This is a genomic window from Brevundimonas sp. UBA5713, from assembly GCF_002419815.1.
Taxonomy (GTDB): Bacteria; Pseudomonadota; Alphaproteobacteria; order Caulobacterales; family Caulobacteraceae; genus Brevundimonas.
Window position 1 is genome coordinate 31,706 of sequence record NZ_DIGV01000030.1, and the last position, 15,567, is coordinate 47,272.

15 protein-coding genes are annotated in these 15,567 nt (G+C 62.8%); 6 read left to right on the forward strand and 9 right to left on the reverse strand.

Annotated features, from left to right (window positions below; all coding sequences use genetic code 11):
- Positions 1-29: 29 nt before the first annotated feature.
- Positions 30-899: a TIGR01459 family HAD-type hydrolase gene (locus tag B3B04_RS07845; protein WP_292041674.1), complete on the reverse strand. Its 870-nt coding sequence runs from the start codon at positions 897-899 to the stop codon at positions 30-32.
- Between the two features lie 39 nt (positions 900-938).
- A complete protein-coding gene (locus B3B04_RS07850) occupies positions 939-2,204 on the reverse strand; it encodes an EAL domain-containing protein (RefSeq protein ID WP_292041676.1) in 1,266 nt (421 codons plus the stop codon).
- A gap of 123 nt (positions 2,205-2,327) precedes the next feature.
- Between B3B04_RS07850 and B3B04_RS07855 the strand changes: the two genes are divergently transcribed.
- The gene (locus B3B04_RS07855; protein ID WP_292041677.1) at positions 2,328-3,098 is read left to right on the forward strand and encodes an SDR family NAD(P)-dependent oxidoreductase; all 771 of its coding nucleotides are present in this window, start codon (positions 2,328-2,330) and stop codon (positions 3,096-3,098) included.
- On the forward strand, positions 3,088-4,023 hold the full coding sequence (locus tag B3B04_RS07860; protein ID WP_292041679.1) for a lysophospholipid acyltransferase family protein: 936 nt from the start codon (positions 3,088-3,090) through the stop codon (positions 4,021-4,023). Before B3B04_RS07855 ends, B3B04_RS07860 begins: the two co-directional genes overlap by 11 nt.
- A gap of 11 nt (positions 4,024-4,034) precedes the next feature.
- Here the strand turns inward: B3B04_RS07860 and B3B04_RS07865 are convergent, their stop codons facing one another.
- Together B3B04_RS07865 and B3B04_RS07870 are read right to left on the reverse strand one after the other, a co-directional pair.
- Entirely contained in the window at positions 4,035-4,547 is a 513-nt protein-coding gene (locus B3B04_RS07865; RefSeq protein ID WP_292041681.1) for a response regulator, read from the reverse strand.
- Positions 4,544-4,753, reverse strand: a complete 210-nt coding sequence (locus tag B3B04_RS07870) for a DUF2093 domain-containing protein (RefSeq protein ID WP_292041683.1) — start codon at positions 4,751-4,753, stop codon at positions 4,544-4,546. The genes B3B04_RS07865 and B3B04_RS07870 overlap by 4 nt, the downstream gene beginning before the upstream one ends.
- Positions 4,754-4,834: 81 nt before the next feature.
- Here B3B04_RS07870 and B3B04_RS07875 point away from each other — a divergent pair, with 81 nt between their 5' ends.
- Positions 4,835-6,007 (forward strand): P1 family peptidase, encoded by a 1,173-nt coding sequence (locus B3B04_RS07875; protein ID WP_292041685.1) that lies wholly within the window; start codon positions 4,835-4,837, stop codon positions 6,005-6,007.
- Here the strand turns inward: B3B04_RS07875 and xseA are convergent.
- Complete coding sequence (xseA, locus tag B3B04_RS07880) at positions 6,004-7,635, reverse strand: exodeoxyribonuclease VII large subunit (protein WP_292041687.1); 1,632 nt, start codon at positions 7,633-7,635, stop codon at positions 6,004-6,006. The two genes, B3B04_RS07875 and xseA, sit on opposite strands and share 4 nt — an antisense overlap.
- Before the next feature lie 108 nt (positions 7,636-7,743).
- Between xseA and B3B04_RS07885 the strand changes: the two genes are divergently transcribed.
- Both B3B04_RS07885 and purD read left to right on the forward strand, forming a co-directional pair.
- Positions 7,744-8,166 carry a hypothetical protein gene (locus B3B04_RS07885; RefSeq protein WP_292041690.1) on the forward strand — a complete coding sequence of 141 codons (423 nt, stop codon included), beginning with the start codon at positions 7,744-7,746 and terminating at the stop codon, positions 8,164-8,166.
- Between the two features lie 60 nt (positions 8,167-8,226).
- The gene (gene purD, locus B3B04_RS07890; RefSeq protein WP_292041692.1) at positions 8,227-9,504 is read left to right on the forward strand and encodes a phosphoribosylamine--glycine ligase; all 1,278 of its coding nucleotides are present in this window, start codon (positions 8,227-8,229) and stop codon (positions 9,502-9,504) included.
- Positions 9,505-9,540: 36 nt separating this feature from the next.
- Here purD and B3B04_RS07895 read toward each other — a convergent pair whose 3' ends face one another.
- A complete protein-coding gene (locus B3B04_RS07895) occupies positions 9,541-10,233 on the reverse strand; it encodes a murein L,D-transpeptidase catalytic domain-containing protein (protein ID WP_292041695.1) in 693 nt (230 codons plus the stop codon).
- A 447-nt stretch (positions 10,234-10,680) separates the two neighbouring features.
- Here B3B04_RS07895 and B3B04_RS07900 point away from each other — a divergent pair, with 447 nt between their 5' ends.
- Positions 10,681-11,097, forward strand: a complete 417-nt coding sequence (locus B3B04_RS07900) for a hypothetical protein (protein ID WP_292041696.1) — start codon at positions 10,681-10,683, stop codon at positions 11,095-11,097.
- On the opposite strand, the gene B3B04_RS07905 is transcribed toward B3B04_RS07900, so the two are convergent.
- Genes B3B04_RS07905 through B3B04_RS07915 form a run of 3 tightly spaced genes read right to left on the reverse strand, consistent with a single transcriptional unit; the run spans position 11,098 to position 15,536 of the window.
- Positions 11,098-13,407 (reverse strand): CHASE2 domain-containing protein, encoded by a 2,310-nt coding sequence (locus B3B04_RS07905; RefSeq protein WP_292041698.1) that lies wholly within the window; start codon positions 13,405-13,407, stop codon positions 11,098-11,100.
- A gap of 25 nt (positions 13,408-13,432) precedes the next feature.
- Positions 13,433-14,785, reverse strand: coding sequence for a FecR domain-containing protein (locus B3B04_RS07910; protein ID WP_292041699.1), 1,353 nt, complete (start codon positions 14,783-14,785; stop codon positions 13,433-13,435).
- A 4-nt stretch (positions 14,786-14,789) separates the two neighbouring features.
- On the reverse strand, positions 14,790-15,536 hold the full coding sequence (locus B3B04_RS07915; RefSeq protein ID WP_292041700.1) for a response regulator transcription factor: 747 nt from the start codon (positions 15,534-15,536) through the stop codon (positions 14,790-14,792).
- Positions 15,537-15,567: the final 31 nt, after the last annotated feature.

Below are 15,567 nucleotides of genomic sequence, written 5' to 3' on the forward strand. Positions count from 1 at the left end.
GTCTGAAGAAGGAGCGCGACCGGTGCGCCTTACCACGCGAGGTCGAGAGCGGCGTAACGCGCGGTTGTATTTTCAGCGCTCAGTAGGGTTTTTGCGGCCTGCGGGTCAAGCGTACCGTCGCTGCCCTTGGCCTTATCGCCATGAATTCCCTGCGCAATGAACAGGCAATCGAGATTTTGTGATTGGGCACCGAGGACATCGGTAATCACGCCATCGCCGATGCACAGCACGCGGCGGCGATCCACAGGCTGACCCAGCAGTTTTTCCGCCTCGATCAGGGCGAGGTCATAGATGGGGGCGAACGGCTTGCCCGCCATGGTGACCTTGCCACCCAGTTCTTCGTACAGGTCGGCCAGCGCGCCTGCGCAATAGATCAGCTTGTCGCCCTTTTGGACCACGCGGTCGGGGTTGGCGCAGATCATTTCCAGTCCGCGCTGGGCGGCGGGGGTCAGCAGGTCGCGGTAGTCTTCGGGCGTTTCGGTGGCGTCATCGACCAGTCCCGTGACCGAGACAAAGGCGGCGTCGTTGGCGCTATCGGCCAGATCGAGGCCGGTGCCTTCATAGGTGGTGGCATCGCGGGCGGGACCGATGGCGAGCGCCGGGCCGGGGGCGCGCTTGGCCAGTTCGGCGCGGGTGGCATCGCCCGAGGTCACAAAGGCCTTCCAGCTGGAGCGCGGCACGTTCAGGCCATCCAGCTGAGCGATCACATCGCTGGCCGGACGCGGCGAGTTGGAGATCAGCACCACATGGCCGCCCTTTTCATTGAAGCGGGTCAGGGCTTCACAGGCGGCGGGCCAGCTTTCACGGCCGTTATGGATCACGCCCCACACGTCGCAGAGCAGAACGTCATAGTCATCGGCCACAGCCGACAGATGGGACAGTGAAATCGGGGAGGTCATGGCCAGCCATGTAGCAACCCCGCGCAGGGAAGGCGAGACCTAGTGGCGCACGCGGCGCTGGGCCGTGGTCAGGGTGGCCCGCACAAAGTCCGACGGCGGGTCGGTTTCGGCCAGCACGGTTTCTTTGATGGCGCGCGGCTCACCGAACAGGTGGCCCTGACCCATCGGCACATCGAGGTCGAGGATATCGACCACCTGTTTCTCGCTCTCGACCTTTTCGGCGATCAGTTCGAGGCCATAGCGGCGCACCAGCGGGGAGAAGTCCGCCGCCTGAATATCCGGCTGTGACGGCAGGGGCACGGCCCCGTCCATGTCCAGCAGTTGTTCGATCAGCAGGTCCGCCGATACCTTGAGGAAGCGCACGTCCGAGCGTTGCAGGTCGGCAAAGTCGAGGTCCAGCGTCTGCACCTTGTCGATGGAGAAACGGAAGCCCAAATCGGCCAGCTTGGCCATATTGCGGGCTTCGACCGCGCCGCGCGCGTCGAACACAGCCTGACCCAGTTCGAAGATCAGGGATTCCTTCAGGTCCTGATTCTGGCTGAGGAAATCAAGGAATTGGGGGAAGAAGGTTTCGTCGCCCAGAGAGGCCAGAGAGATGTTGCAGAAGACGCCGACCTTCCGATCCTGACGGGCCAGACGGCGTACGATCTGGGCGCAGCGGAACAGCAGCAGATTGTCAATCGCCGGCAGCAGACCTTCGCCCTCGGCCACTGACATATATTCCGCCGGCAGCATGATACGTCCCGACGCATCGCGCAGGCGGGTGAAGCTTTCGTAGAAGACGGTCCGGCGCTGGGGCAGGGTGACGATGGGCTGAAGGTACAGATCGACGCGGTTTTCGCTCAGCGCATCGTGCACGGTCTCCAGCAGGGTGTTGACCGGCGAGGCCGCCTGACCGTTCAGGCGGGCCAGCCCAGAACCAACCGACAGGCGCTCTTCGATGGAGGCATTCATCTGCTGGACCAGATCTTCCAGCATACGCACCTCGCCCGACAGGGCATCGGTACGCGACAGCGGGCCCTGTTCGATGGCTTGGGCCAGTTCGGTCAGCGCGCCCTGGGTGCTTTCCATGGCATCGGCTAGCAGGCGGTGGGCCTCGCGCACCTTGGCCATCTCGCGGCGCAGGGCGCGGCGGTCATTGACCCCGATAGCCAGCGCGCAGGTGGCCGCCAGCAGGCCCAGTGATCCCAGTGTGGCGGCAAGGCCCGCCCCGCCGCCCAATCCGGCGCGCCAGATCGCCACCCCCACGGCGCAGGAGAGGAAGAGGCAACCGAAAAACAGCAATCCGCCTGTGATCTTCTGCATGAACGGTTCCGGGCGCGCCTTTCGTGGTGGATTCAGGCCACAAACAAGGTAACCAATGCCTATGGCTTACCACTAGGAAAACGTGGGAACAAATAAGCTAAGCCGTATTTGGAGGGATACGTTATGGAATTGTTCGATCTGTCGGGGAAGGTCGCGATTATTACCGGCTCGTCGAAGGGCATCGGCAAGGCGATTGCCGAGCGTCTGGCCGAACACGGGGCCAAGGTGGTGATCTCGTCGCGCAAGGCGGGGCCGTGCGAAGAGGTGGCTGTCGCCATCAATGAGAAATACGGCGAAGGCCGCGCCATCGCCATTCCGGCCAACATCGCCTCGAAGGAAGAGTTGAAGCGTCTGGTGGACGACACGCGCACCGCCTTCGGCCAGATCGACATTCTGGTCTGTAACGCCGCCACCAACCCCTATGCCGGTCCGATGGCAGGTATTTCCGACGACCAGTTCGGCAAGATTTTGCAGAACAACATCGTCTCCAACCACTGGCTGATCCAGATGGTCGCGCCCGAGATGCTGGAGCGTAAGGACGGCTCGATTCTGATCATTTCGTCCATCGGCGGCCTGCGTGGCAACGCCCTGATCGGGGCCTACAACGTCTCCAAGGCAGCCGATATGCAGTTGGCGCGCAATTTGGCTGTTGAATATGGGCCACACAATGTGCGGGTGAACTGCATCGCGCCCGGCCTCGTAAAGACTGATTTTGCTCGATATCTTTGGGAAGACGAGAAAACCCTAAAGTCGGTCACCGAACCGGCACCTTTGAAAAGAATAGGGATGCCGGATGAAATCGCCGGCACGGCAGTCTATTTGTGCAGTCCCGCGTCGGCCTATGTGACAGGCCAGACGCTTGTCGTGGACGGCGGATTGACGATTGCCTGGTGATAAAAAGCCCGAAGTTTCCTTCGGTCAGGACCTGATATGGCGGATTCAGTCCGCCGCGTTTTCGGGTCTGTTCTTCGTGCTGCGTCTGCTGGGGGTCGATGGTGCATCGGCCTTCGGCGGTGGCCTCTTGCGTGTTCTGGGGCCTCTGACGGGGACCCAGAAGACAGTACTGCGTAATCTCAAGATCGCCTTCCCCAATATGCCGGAGGCCGAGCGCCAGCGTCTGGCGCGCGACCAGTGGGAACTGACGGGCCGCACCTTTGCCGAACTGGCGGTGATGGACCGCCTGACGCCTGAAAGCGGGCGTGTCGAAGTGGTGGGGCTGGAGCGGCTGCATGCGGTGCGTGACAGCGGCAAGCCGGTGGTGCTGATTTCGGGCCACATCGCTAATTTCGAAGTCATGGCAGCGGTCATCATGCACGCGGGCGTACCGTGTCAGGTGACCTATCGCGCGGCCAACAACCCTTACGTGGATGCCAAGATCCGCGAGGCGCGCGCCCGCTATGGCATCCGCCTGTTTGCGCCCAAGGGCGACGGCACGCGCGAGCTGGTGCAGGGTATGAAGCGCGGCGATTCCATCGCCCTGCTGGTGGACCAGAAATACAATGAAGGCCCCGAGGTCGAGTTCTTCGGAGAGCCGGTGAACGCCTCGCCGGGCGCGGCGCGTCTGGCCCGCAAATTCGGCACCGTTATGCTGCCGCTGTCGGTGGTGCGTCTGAAGGGCGCGCGTTTCCGCGTAACGGCGCATGAGCCGATCGCCATTGCCGATTCCGGCGACAAGAATGCCGACATTCTGGAAGGCATTCAGGCGGCTAACCGCTTTGTCGAGGACCGCGTGCGGGAAAATCCGGTGGACTGGTTCTGGGTCCACAAGCGCTGGCCGCAAAAGGTCTATGACCGCGTGATCGCCGAGGAGAAGGCTTAGGGCTTAAAGCCTTAAGGCAAGGCGTCGATAACCACTTCGGTGTCGGTGGTGCGGCGGAAGGGGCCAGTATAGTCTGCGGCGTTGAGGCGTCGCCGGTCCGGCCCGAAATAGTCACCTGACCGCACAAAGGCGCGGGGGCGCAGGATCACGGCCTCGATCCGTTTGAACAAAGACACGCTGTCTACCGGCTTGGCCACAAACTCAGTGACGCCCGCATCGCGCGCACCAGTGACGCGGCTGCGCTCCGAATGGCCGGTCATCATAATCACTGGCAGATAGGGATTGGGGCTATCGTCGTCGTGGCGCAAATGCCGCGTCAGGGCCACCCCGTCCATCGGCGGCATCCGGAAATCGACGATGGCGATATCGACCGAAGACTGTCGCAACCACGACAAAGCCTGCGGCCCGCTTTCGGCCTCTGACACACGACCAATGCCCACAGCGCGAAGCATGGTCGAGACGATGGTCCGCATGTTCGGATTATCGTCCACCACAAGCACGTGAAGATTGGCCAGCCCCGTCATCCGGTTACAACGCCCTTGGCCTGCAGATATTGCAATGGCCCCAGATAGGCTTCCTGCGCCTCGACCGACCAGTAACGCAGACGCGACAGCGGAACCGCCTCACCCGTGACGGCGCAGCGCACATGGGTGCCGGGAGACATCACCAGAAACTCGCCATCGCCAAAATGCAGGACGGCGGCTTTGTCGTTTGCGAAAACTTGGGTCATGGAGGGGTGAGTATGGGAGGGCAGGGACGGATGACGAATCGGTGTCATCCGAAAGGCCACTCTAGGTGCAGGAGGGGACAGATGAAACGTTCAACATGGGCAGGCCTGATGGCTGGAGTCGCGGTCCTCACAACGAGCCCCTCGATGGCGCAGGATGCGGGACTTAAGCCGTCGGTCCGGGACTGGGGCCGAGCGCCCGGTGTGCTGCCGACAGGTCCCTTGAATGCCATCACCGACGTCGAGGGCGTGCGCGTGGGGCAGGTGACGCTGAACCACGGTGCAGGCGTGCGCACCGGCGTAACCGCCATTATCCCGCACGGCGGAGATGTGTTTCGCGACCGCGTTCCGGCGGCGCTGAAGGTCGCCAATGGCTATGGCAAGCTGGCGGGTGCTACCCAGATCAGGGAACTGGGCGAGCTGGAAACCCCCATCGTCCTGACCAATACCCTGTCGGTGGCGGCGGCCATGGAAGGCATCATCCGATGGACGCTGGACCAGCCGGGGCATGAGGACATCCGCTCGGTCAACGCTGTGGTGGGCGAGACCAATGACGGCGGTCTGAACGACATTCGCGGCCTGCATGTCACGCCTGCACACGTGATCGAGGCGATCACCACGGCGCGCACAGGCCCTGTGGCCGAGGGTGCGGTGGGCGCTGGTACGGGCACCATCGCCTTTGGCTTCAAGGGCGGGATCGGAACCTCATCGCGTCGTCTGCCGCGCAGCCTTGGCGGGCATACGGTGGGGGTGCTGGTGCAGTCCAACTATGGCGGGCTGCTGACCATCGACGGCGTGCCGGTGGGGGCTGAAATCGGACGCTATTATCTGAAGGACGCTGTGGAGGCCGAAAAGCCGGACGGTTCCATCATGATCATCGTGGCGACAGATGCGCCCTTGTCGGACCGCAATCTGGAGAGGTTGGCCGAGCGAACCTTTGCGGGACTGGCGCGCACGGGGGCGGCCTATTCCAATGGCTCGGGCGACTACGCCATCGCCTTTTCGACGGCTGAGAGCGTGCGCCGTACCCCCGAGCGTCGCGAGGGGCTGGCCAATTATGAAGACTGGCCAAACGACCGGATGTCGCCGCTGTTCGTTGCCGTGGCCGAGGCGACCGAAGAGGCTATCCTCAACTCCATGCTGCGAGCCGAGACGGTGCGCTCGGTCGTCAATGGCCGCGAGGTCGTGATCGAGGCGCTGGACGGCGAACAGGTGCGGCAAATTCTGGATCGCGCCCGTCCGTTATCGGCCCGTTAGAATAGGGTGCCCTGTTCGGTCGGCGGGATAGGCTTGGGCTTGGCGGGCTTTGGGGTTGGTTTTGGCGTAGTTTGAGGTGCGGGAGGCGCGGTGTCCGTGCCGCCTGTGCCGATCACCGCCGGTCGCTGGCCATCGCCGAATATCAGAGACACCTGCTGGCCCTCGGCCAGTTTGGCGGCTGAGGTGATCCACTGGCCGTCTGAATCCTCGACGCGGGCAAAGCCGGGCTTGGGACGGGCAGGGTCATTAGCCGCCAGCGCGCGGCTGAGGGCGTTCAGCCGATCCTGATCGCGGCTTAAACGGCGCTCCACCGCAGGGCGCAGGCGCAGGTCGATGGCCCCCAGACGCTCGCCCACATATTCCATCTTGCGATCCAACGAGGCGCGGCTGAGTTTTCCGGCTACGCGCGACAGGGCGTGTTCGTGATGGGTGGCGTTGCGTTGCAGGGCGGCACCCAGACGTTGGGCCACCGCTTGCAGACGATCATCGCGGCGCTCGATCGGGCGGTGCAGCAAGGCGGGCGACAGTCGCGCGGACACCCGTGTCAGGCGCTTTTCGTGGACGCTGGCGTTGCGATGCAGGGCAGAGCCCAGACGGCTGGAGGCCAGATCAAGCCGTTGCTGCGGCAGGGCCAGCAGGTCTTCGGGGCGGCTGGGCAGGCCACGCGCGACGGACAACAGGCGCGTGCGGCGATCATCCAGCAGGCGCGCGCCCGAACGGCGCAGGCGAGTCTCAAGGTCTGACAGGCCCCATTGCAGTTCGGCCAGAACAGGCGTGGCCATTTCGGCGGCACCCGTCGGCGTAGGCGCGCGGCGATCGGAGACAAAGTCGATCAGGGTGGTGTCGGTTTCGTGCCCCACAGCCGAGATGATGGGGATACGGGCCTCGGCCACGGTTCGGGCCAACTGCTCGTCGTTAAAGCCCCACAGGTCCTCCACCGAGCCACCGCCGCGCGCGACGATCAGCAGATCGGGGCGCGGGATCGCTCCGTCCGCTGTCATGGCATCAAAGCCGCGAATGGCGTTGGACACCTGTTTGGCGGCCGCCTCGCCCTGAACGATCACCGGCCAGACAATGACGCGGCACGGCCAGCGGTCGCTGATACGATGCAGGATATCGCGAATGACCGCGCCGGTCGGGCTGGTGATCACACCGATAGTGGCGGGAAAGGCGGGCAGGGCCTTTTTGCGCGACGGCTCGAACAGGCCCTCTTCACGCAGGCGCGCCTTGATGCGCTCCAGCTGGGCCAGCAGCGCACCTGCGCCCGCCGGCTCCATGCTTTCAATGACGATCTGATAGGAGGATCGCGCAGGGTAGGATGTGATCTTGCCGGTGACGATGACCTCAAGGCCGGTTTCCGGCTGGGCCGAGAGCGTGCGGACCACGCCCTTCCAGATCACACCGTCAATCGCCGCCTTGTCGTCCTTCAGCGTCAGATAGACGTGGCCGGACGAGTGACGCGTGACCTTGGAGATTTCGCCCCGGATACGCACATGACCAAAGCGGTCTTCCAGCGTGCGCTTCAGCGCAAAGCTCAGCTCCGAGATGGACAGCGGCGGATTGTTGTCGCGCGCGACCGGCTGCTCGACCGGCGCGGCACCCTCAAAGGCGTAATCATCGGAGCTCATGGCCCTAGCCTAACCTGATGCGAGGCGAACGGGAACGGTGTGTGCGGCCCTTTCGTTGGATCAGGGCAAGCGGAACAGAAAACAACAAGGACTTCACCCATGCGATCCATGACATTGATTCTGGCCAGTACGGCGGCTTTGGCTCTGGCAGCCTGCGGCGACAACCGCACCGATGACGTGGTGCAGGCGCCTGCCGCAGGTGGTGCGGCGCAACCTGTCACCGAACAACAGGCTGATACAGCGACAGCGGAAACTGCCCTCGCACTGGGTATGACGCGCAAGGCGCTGGAGGATGCCGATCTGGTGTCGGGTGCGGGTGTCCAACTGGGCGAAGTCGAGAGCCTGCTGATGGATGCGCAGGGCAAGGTGACCCATCTGATCGTCGAGCTGGAAGGCCAGAACGATGTGAAGGTGCAACTGCCTATCGACAAGGTGACGGCCTACACCGCGCCCAATAGCACCGATCAGGACCTGAAGACCGATCTGACATCCGCCGAACTGGTGGCCCTGCCCAAGGCGGTGGTGCGCTAATCCGGTCTTGGCCGAGCGCGGTGACTTGACTGACGGACCAGAGACAGCCATTCGGCGAGTATGAAAATCTTGCTCGTCGGATCGGGGGGGCGCGAGCACGCCCTGGCCTGGAAAATCTCCCAGTCACCGCGCCTGTCGCGGCTTGTCATCGCGCCGGGCAACCCCGGCATGGAAGCCCTCGGGGAGCTGCATCCCGATGTGAAGGCGACCGATGTGGCAGGGCTGGTGGCTCTGGCGCGCGAGATCGAAGCCGATCTGGTCGTGGTCGGCCCCGAGGCGGCGCTGGCTGAAGGTCTGGCCGATCAACTGGCTCGTCTGAACATCCCGTGCTTTGGCCCGTCGGCCAAGGCGGCGCAGCTGGAAACCTCCAAGGCGTTTTCCAAGGCGTTTCTGGCCCGTCACAACATCCCGACCGCGGGTTATGGCGTCTATGAGGATGTGGCCGAGGCCAAGGCGGCATTGGCAAACTATAGCGCGCCCTATGTGATCAAGGCCGATGGTCTGGCGGCTGGTAAGGGCGTGGCGATCAGCCCCGACCGTCAGGACGCCGAGGCCGAGATCGAGCGCATGCTGGGTGGCCGTTTCGGCAGCGCCGGTTCGCGCGTGGTCATCGAAGAGTTCATGGACGGCGAAGAGGGCAGCCTGTTTGCCCTGTCTGATGGCAAGCGCGCCGTTCTGTTCGGCGGTGCCCAAGACCACAAACGCGCTTTCGATGGCGATGCGGGCCCGAACACCGGCGGCATGGGGGCCTATTCGCCCGCGCCTGTGTTCACACCGGACTTTGTGCAAAAGGCCAACGATCTGATCGTTCAGCCGACCATCCAGAAGATGGCCGAGGAAGGCACTCCCTATAAGGGCGTACTGTACGCTGGTCTGATGGCGACCGAACAAGGCCCCAAGGTGGTCGAGTTCAACGCTCGCTTCGGCGATCCGGAATGTCAGGTGCTGATGATGCGCTTTGACGGGGACATCGTTCCGCTGTTGCTGGCCTGCGCCAAGGGCGACCTGTCGCAGGCTCCGGCTCCGCAGTTCAAACCGGGTGTGGTGATCACGGTGGTGATGGCCGCCAAGGGCTATCCGGACAGCCCGCTGGAAGGGTCGATCATCCGTGGGGCCGAGCAGGACTTTGGCCCGCACGTTCAAGTCTTCCACGCCGGCACCAAGCGCCGCGATGACGGCCAGCTTGTCGCCGCTGGCGGCCGCGTGCTGAACGTCTGTGCCTATGGCAAGGACGTGACCGAGGCGCGCGAGCGGGCCTATGAGGCGATTGCCAAGATCGACTGGCCGGGCGGGTTCAATCGCACCGACATCGGCTGGCGCGCCATTGGTCGCGAATAGGATCAAGGGGGAAGGTTTCGGCCTTCCCCTTTTTCTTTAGTTCATCGCGAACAGCAGGCGACCTTCGCCCATGCGTTCACGCAGAGCCTGAAGGTCGGCATGGCTGCAGGAGAAGCAGCCGTAGGAGCGGCCCAGCTTGCCCTGGGTTTGCAGGAAGCTGGGCTCGGCATAGTCTGCGCCGTGGATGATGATGGCGCGTTGGCGGGCCAGATTGTTGGAATACTCCAGCCCATCCAGCAATACGTTCGGCCCTTGCTGCGGCCCCCATGAAGGGCCGGCGGTCGCATAGGCTCCGATGGACGACATATAGCTTTCCGGCTCATTGGAGAAACGCTCGGCATAGCCGGAGTGTGCCGGATCGGAACCGCGCCCGTGGCTGGTACGATAGGCCGTCACCCAACCGCCCAGCAGGTCGACTTCATAAAGTCGCTCTTCGCCGGAAAACTTCTGGAAATCGACCAGATACATGCGATCGCGCAGGGGAATGCGGTGACCGTGAGTGTCCAGTGCGGCGCGGGCGCGGGCCATCAGGTCCGGGCGTACGATGCGATAGGGGTCGATCACCGGCCCGCGTGCCGCTACGGCAGTCACTGGCGCAGGCGGTGGAGGCGTCGCACTCGGATAGGCCGCATAGGCCTGAAGGCGGGGATCCAGTGCAGGGGGCACCGAGGCACATCCCGCCAGTACAGCCGAACCACCAAGGATCAATCCGCGTCGCGATAGCTTCATTCGCCAAACCCTCGACAAACAGGAACAGCCCTATTGATGGGTGATGTGACCAGGTGATTTCAAGCTAAGCCATTAGATGATACAGAAATCATGCTGTCAGCTACTTCGAAGATGGTCGAAAATGTGAGCTTAGCTGTGAATATATCGTTGATATCTTTAACGAGAATTAATCGCGTTTTCCTGTGTTTGTTCTGAAAATAGTCTCAGTTCTTTACTATTAAGTTCGATCTGTGGCGAAAACTGTCGTCACCTTCGGCCTGTTTCACGTTTCTGTGAACGCGGGAACCTTATGACTTGTCACGCATAACCGTGCGCCGCTTGTCAGCTTTGCCATTTGATAGTTTGATACATTCTATGATCCGACTTCACCGTAACGATTTCTGCCTGGTTTCAGTGTTCGGCTTGGCCGTTGCGCTTTCTGCTTGTGCGTCCAAGCCGGAGTTGACTGTGGAACGGGCACCGCTTCAGCCGACGGATGTCAAACAGGTCCAGATACTGACCGAGGATGCGGACCCCCGAGCCGTCGATGCTGTGCGCACGGCACTGGAAGCTCAAGGGGCTTCCGTGGCCGAGACGGGCTGGCTGGTCGAGGCGGCCTTGGCCGTCCGTCCGGTCACTGTCGGCGGCTTTAGCGATGCGCAGGCCCATGCCGGGGAATGGACAGAAGCCCCCCGTCGCAGCGGTGCCCGACGCGGCAGAAACTTGCATACCCTGACCGTGGTCATGAGCCAGATCGAGGGGGCAGAGCGTCGGACGGCGCAGGTTTCCGCGCGCCATGATGATGCGGTGACATCGCCTGAGCTGTTAGCCCAGTTGGCCGCGTCTGCCGCCGACGCCGTCATGCATGGCCAACAGCCGGACTGACTATGCCTCGGCACCCGGGGCGGACGGCAGGGTGATATAGAAGCAGCTGCCGGTTTCCACCTGAGGTAAACCCGTTGGCGCATCAAGGCTGATGCGACCGCCGTGCCGCTGGATGACCGTGTGCACAAACGCCAGACCCAGTCCCGACCCCGCAATATTGCCACCCTGAAAGGGCTGGAACATGCGGCTCTTGGCTTCGGGATCGAAGCCGGGGCCTTCGTCGGCAATGGTCATGGTGATGTCATCACCCCGACGGAACAGATCGCAGCGCACCCGTCCGCCAGTGGGCGTGTGGCGAATGGCGTTGTCCATCAGATTGATCATCACGCGGCGCAATAGAGAAGCATCGCCCTCGATCAGATAGTCATATCCGTCTTCGGGGCTGGACAGATCGACGCCCTTGGCGGCGGCTTGCGGCCACATCATGTCGGCGGCTTCGGTCAACAGCAGGCCCAAGTCTACCACCTCGAAACGCAGCATATGGCTTTCGGCGCGCGACAGTTGCACATAGCCGTCCGCCAAGCTCAGCGTCTGTTGGGCATTGGCGCGGATGCGGTTTTCGAAGTCCTCCGGTCTTTTGGCGTTGTCCAGAAGGGTGAGAATGGACACCTGAGGCGCGCGCATATCATGCCCCAGCAGTTGCAGCGTACGCTCTCTCTGGCGTTCGGAAGCACGCAACTGGGTGACATCCGCAAAGCGCACAATATTACCGGCCGACTGTCCCTCGACATCGGTCAGAGGAGCCGTGGCCACCTGAAGGGCGCGGCCGTCGTTCAGCTGTATGTCGTCATGGCCCTCTTCGCCGGACATCAGGTGTCGCCAGTCCTTGTGGCCGAGGGCGTTGAACAGGGTGGCCAAGGTGGCGTCCTTCAACACGGCCTCGCCAAACAGTTTGCGGGCTCTGGCGTTCGCGACCAGCACCTTGTCATCCATATCGGCGATGACGGCGGCGTCGGGCAGAGAGCGGACTGACTGGGTGATAAAGCGGTTAAAGTCTTTCAGCTGTTTCAAAGCTGTACTGAGCGCCCGTACCTGACGCGAGACCTCATCACCGCTCTTCCATACGGGCGCGGACGACAGGGGAGCCAGCTGACGGCTGTCGCTGTCATCGCGCAGATTGGCCAGTTCGGCCTGCATATAGCCGTAAGCGGCGGCCAGACGGCGCCAGCTCCATAGCGGCCAGGCAATCAGAACGCCGAAGATGGCTGACATGGGCGGCCACCACCAGCCCGCTTTCAGTGCCATGGCCGAGGCCACCAGAGTGGCCAGCAACAACCCGACCCCCAGCACCGTGTTTCCGCCGGGCCGCAAGGTGACAAAGCCGAACAGCATGAGCGTTAGCGGCAGAAGCGCCAGCGTCGTTCTCAGCCACATCGGCACCGGACGCGGAGCCGATTGCTCGACTACGGTCTGCAACAGAGCGGCCTGAATCTCGACGCCGGGCGTGAGGCTGCTGTCGTGACTGAGGCTGGTGGCAAAGCGGTCGCCCATGCCATGAGCGGTTGCGCCGACAAGGATCAGTCGATCACGCAGAAATGCCGGATCGATCTCGCCATTCACCACATCCACAAACGACACCACCCTGTAACCCGCATCGGGTGACGGATAGCGGATCAGCAATGGCGCGCGCGCCTCTAGAGCATCGACGGCGGGCGTATCTGGAGGCGTGAGGGCGTCGTCACCGCGTACGGAACGCGCCAAGGGGAGAACCAGATGGCCAATCTTGTGGTCGCCTGCGGTCAGCCAGAGCGGCAGGTGCCGCACCGTTCCGTCCTGATCGGGCGTCAGCATGACATGGCCCAGACTTGCCGCTGCCGCAGCCACAGGTGCAACGGGCCGATCCAGTTGATAGGCCGCGCCATTGAAACCGGGCGCACTGAGCAGGGCAGGCAGATGCACATTGCCGGCCTCGCCCAGGGCTGCGGCCAGTGCCTCGTCGCCCTCTCGTGGCTCCATAAAAAGCACATCATAGGCGACGGGGCCGGATCCGGCGTGGTGGAGGGCCTGTATCAGTCGGGCATGTACATCACGCGGCCACGGCCACGGGCCGATGGCATTCAAACTGCGATCGTCAATGCCGATGACAACAATCTGGTCGGTGGCATCTGCAGGAGCCATGCGACTGTAGGTGTCATACAGTACGTGGTCGGTGCGTTCGGTCAGATTGGCGAGCGACAGCCAAATCACAACGGCCATGGAAATCAGGGCCGTCACCGCCCATTCGGCCAACACGCGCGTAGCGACGCGGGAGCCGACATCGCTACGCGGCAGAACGAAGGCAGCGCGGCCTTTCCGATGGGTCTTCGTCATCCGGCCCCTCCCAACCTAAGCGCGATTAGCGGCTCAGGGTCAGCAGCTCGGGCTCGGACCAGACCGACAGGCGTTGACCAAAGCGGTGACGCACCCCTTCTACGCGCCACGCATAGTCACCGGGCGGAAGGTCGGTCAGCGTATAATGAGGATCACTGAGGTCCGGCTGATCGACCAGATACGGACCGGATTGTTCACCCTCGGCATCCACCCGCCAAAGCTGGAAGCGGAAGCGGGCTTCGCCTTCGCCAACGGCACGCCAGCCAAAGCGATAGGTGCGCACATCGCCCTCGTTACCCTGTGCCAGAGCCAAACCCTCGAGACCGTTGCGGGCACGGATGAAATCGTAGGTGCGTGGGCGCCCCTCCAGTCCTTCAGCGGTGACCGCTGTCAGGCGGATGAACCAGCGGCCTTCATCGATGTCCTCGAAGGTGAGGGTATCGCCGCGCGCCTCGGCCTCGGCGACCGGATCGGTGCTGCCTGTATCATTGCCGATACGCCCGCGCAGGGTACTGGCCCCCGCAGGCAGGGTGGCTTTAAACACGACGTTGGTGCCGGTCTGGATGGTTTCCGGAGCGATAAGGGTAGGGGTGGCGGGCAGGGGGGTCACGCGTACGCCCGGTGTGTTTCGATCGACAACGGTGCCTTCGCCAGCGCCAGCCAAGGCGGCATCACCGCCCGCGGAGGCGGCGATGGCCACTTGGCCCTCCAGCACACCGGTGGAGCCCAGGCCCGAGGCCTCGTCATAGGCCACACGGAACTGCGTGCCACGAACGGCAGAAACCGCTGCGGGGCTGGTGACACGATAGGTGCCGGGACGCTGGCGCGGATTGACGCTGTTTTCCAGACGTCCAGCCTGCACGGTCAAGCGGTGGTCCGGTTCATTATTGATTTCAAACCGGCGCAGGCGTTCAAGCTGGATGCGGCTGTTGGACGGCACGACCGCATGGCTGCCGTCCGAAAGGTTGATGCGCGCAAAGGCATTGCCGCCCGTAGAGATCAGATCCCCTTCCTGCAGGATAAGCCCCCGTGACAGCGCCTGGCTTTGGCCGTTACGCAAGACCTCGACCTGCCCCCGATAGGATTCCAGCGTTGCCGTGTCGGGGCGGGTGCGGAGCAGGTCAACGGGAATGTCGAGCGTGCGGCCGGTTGCCAACCGGCGCGGATTGGCGACGCGGTTTTCGCGCTGCAAGGCGCGGTGGTCCTGCGGGCGCGTCATATATTTGCGCGCCAGATCGATCAGGGTGTCCCCCGCGCGAACGACATAGGTCATTGGCGGCTCGACCACGGTTGTCGATTGGGCCATGGCCGACGGGGCAAGGCATAGCGCGGCCATTGCACCCAGAGCGCTGCGATAAAGCCAGGGGGACTTCGTCATAAGCCTAGTTCTCCATAGCTCCCGATTGCACGGAAGCCATATCGTTCGACACCGACGGTGTAGAGCTGCGTTCCAGACGATAACCGTAGCTATAAACCGGTGTCAGACGATAACCCTGTTGCGGGCGAAGTGACAATTTGGTGCGCACCCGCGAGATGTGCATGTCCAGCGAGCGGCTGTTCAGGTCCGGATCGTTGCCCCAGATCTTTTCCAGCAGATAGGTGCGCGACAGGGCACGGTGCAGATTCCGGAACAACAGGCGGGCCAAGGCGAACTCCTTGGGCGTCATGGGAATCGCCTGACCATCGCGGATGACAGTCGTAGTGGTGGCATTGAACACCACATCGCCAATAGTTTCGGTATCGCTCTGGGACTGGCTCTGATCATAGACGCGGCGCAGCAAGGCACGGATGCGGGCCTCCAGAACCACAGGGGACAGAGGTTTGGGCAGGTAGTCGTCGGCACCTGCATTGAGACCCGCGACAATGTCCTCGTCATCGGCCCGACTGGTCACAAGCAACATGGGCGGCGGCGGCGTCAGGTTGCTTCGCGCCCACGTCAGGATTTCGAGGCCGGATTTGTCAGGCAGGTTCCAGTCGACAACCAACAGATCAAATGTGTCGCGGCGCAGTGCCGATATCAAAGCTTGGCCGCGAGAGAATTGGGTACAACTAAAACCGGCATTTTCTACGACCTGTGCGATGGCTTGCAGTTGGACGGGATCATCATCAAGCACAGCAATTTTCATCATCACACCTCGAAACTAGGCTCAGGACCCATTG

Bases quoted from the DNA above. Each gene is read 5' to 3' on its own strand.
- B3B04_RS07845 (WP_292041674.1), bottom strand. From the start codon at position 899: ATGACCTCCCCGATTTCACTGTCCCATCTGTCGGCTGTGGCCGATGAC.
- B3B04_RS07850 (WP_292041676.1), bottom strand. From the start codon at position 2,204: ATGCAGAAGATCACAGGCGGATTGCTGTTTTTCGGTTGCCTCTTCCTC.
- B3B04_RS07855 (WP_292041677.1), top strand. From the start codon at position 2,328: ATGGAATTGTTCGATCTGTCGGGGAAGGTCGCGATTATTACCGGCTCG.
- B3B04_RS07865 (WP_292041681.1), bottom strand. From the start codon at position 4,547: ATGACGGGGCTGGCCAATCTTCACGTGCTTGTGGTGGACGATAATCCG.
- B3B04_RS07870 (WP_292041683.1), bottom strand. From the start codon at position 4,753: ATGACCCAAGTTTTCGCAAACGACAAAGCCGCCGTCCTGCATTTTGGC.
- B3B04_RS07875 (WP_292041685.1), top strand. From the start codon at position 4,835: ATGAAACGTTCAACATGGGCAGGCCTGATGGCTGGAGTCGCGGTCCTC.
- xseA (WP_292041687.1), bottom strand. From the start codon at position 7,635: ATGAGCTCCGATGATTACGCCTTTGAGGGTGCCGCGCCGGTCGAGCAG.
- B3B04_RS07885 (WP_292041690.1), top strand. From the start codon at position 7,744: ATGACATTGATTCTGGCCAGTACGGCGGCTTTGGCTCTGGCAGCCTGC.
- purD (WP_292041692.1), top strand. From the start codon at position 8,227: ATGAAAATCTTGCTCGTCGGATCGGGGGGGCGCGAGCACGCCCTGGCC.
- B3B04_RS07895 (WP_292041695.1), bottom strand. From the start codon at position 10,233: ATGAAGCTATCGCGACGCGGATTGATCCTTGGTGGTTCGGCTGTACTG.
- B3B04_RS07905 (WP_292041698.1), bottom strand. From the start codon at position 13,407: ATGACGAAGACCCATCGGAAAGGCCGCGCTGCCTTCGTTCTGCCGCGT.
- B3B04_RS07910 (WP_292041699.1), bottom strand. From the start codon at position 14,785: ATGACGAAGTCCCCCTGGCTTTATCGCAGCGCTCTGGGTGCAATGGCC.
- B3B04_RS07915 (WP_292041700.1), bottom strand. From the start codon at position 15,536: ATGATGAAAATTGCTGTGCTTGATGATGATCCCGTCCAACTGCAAGCC.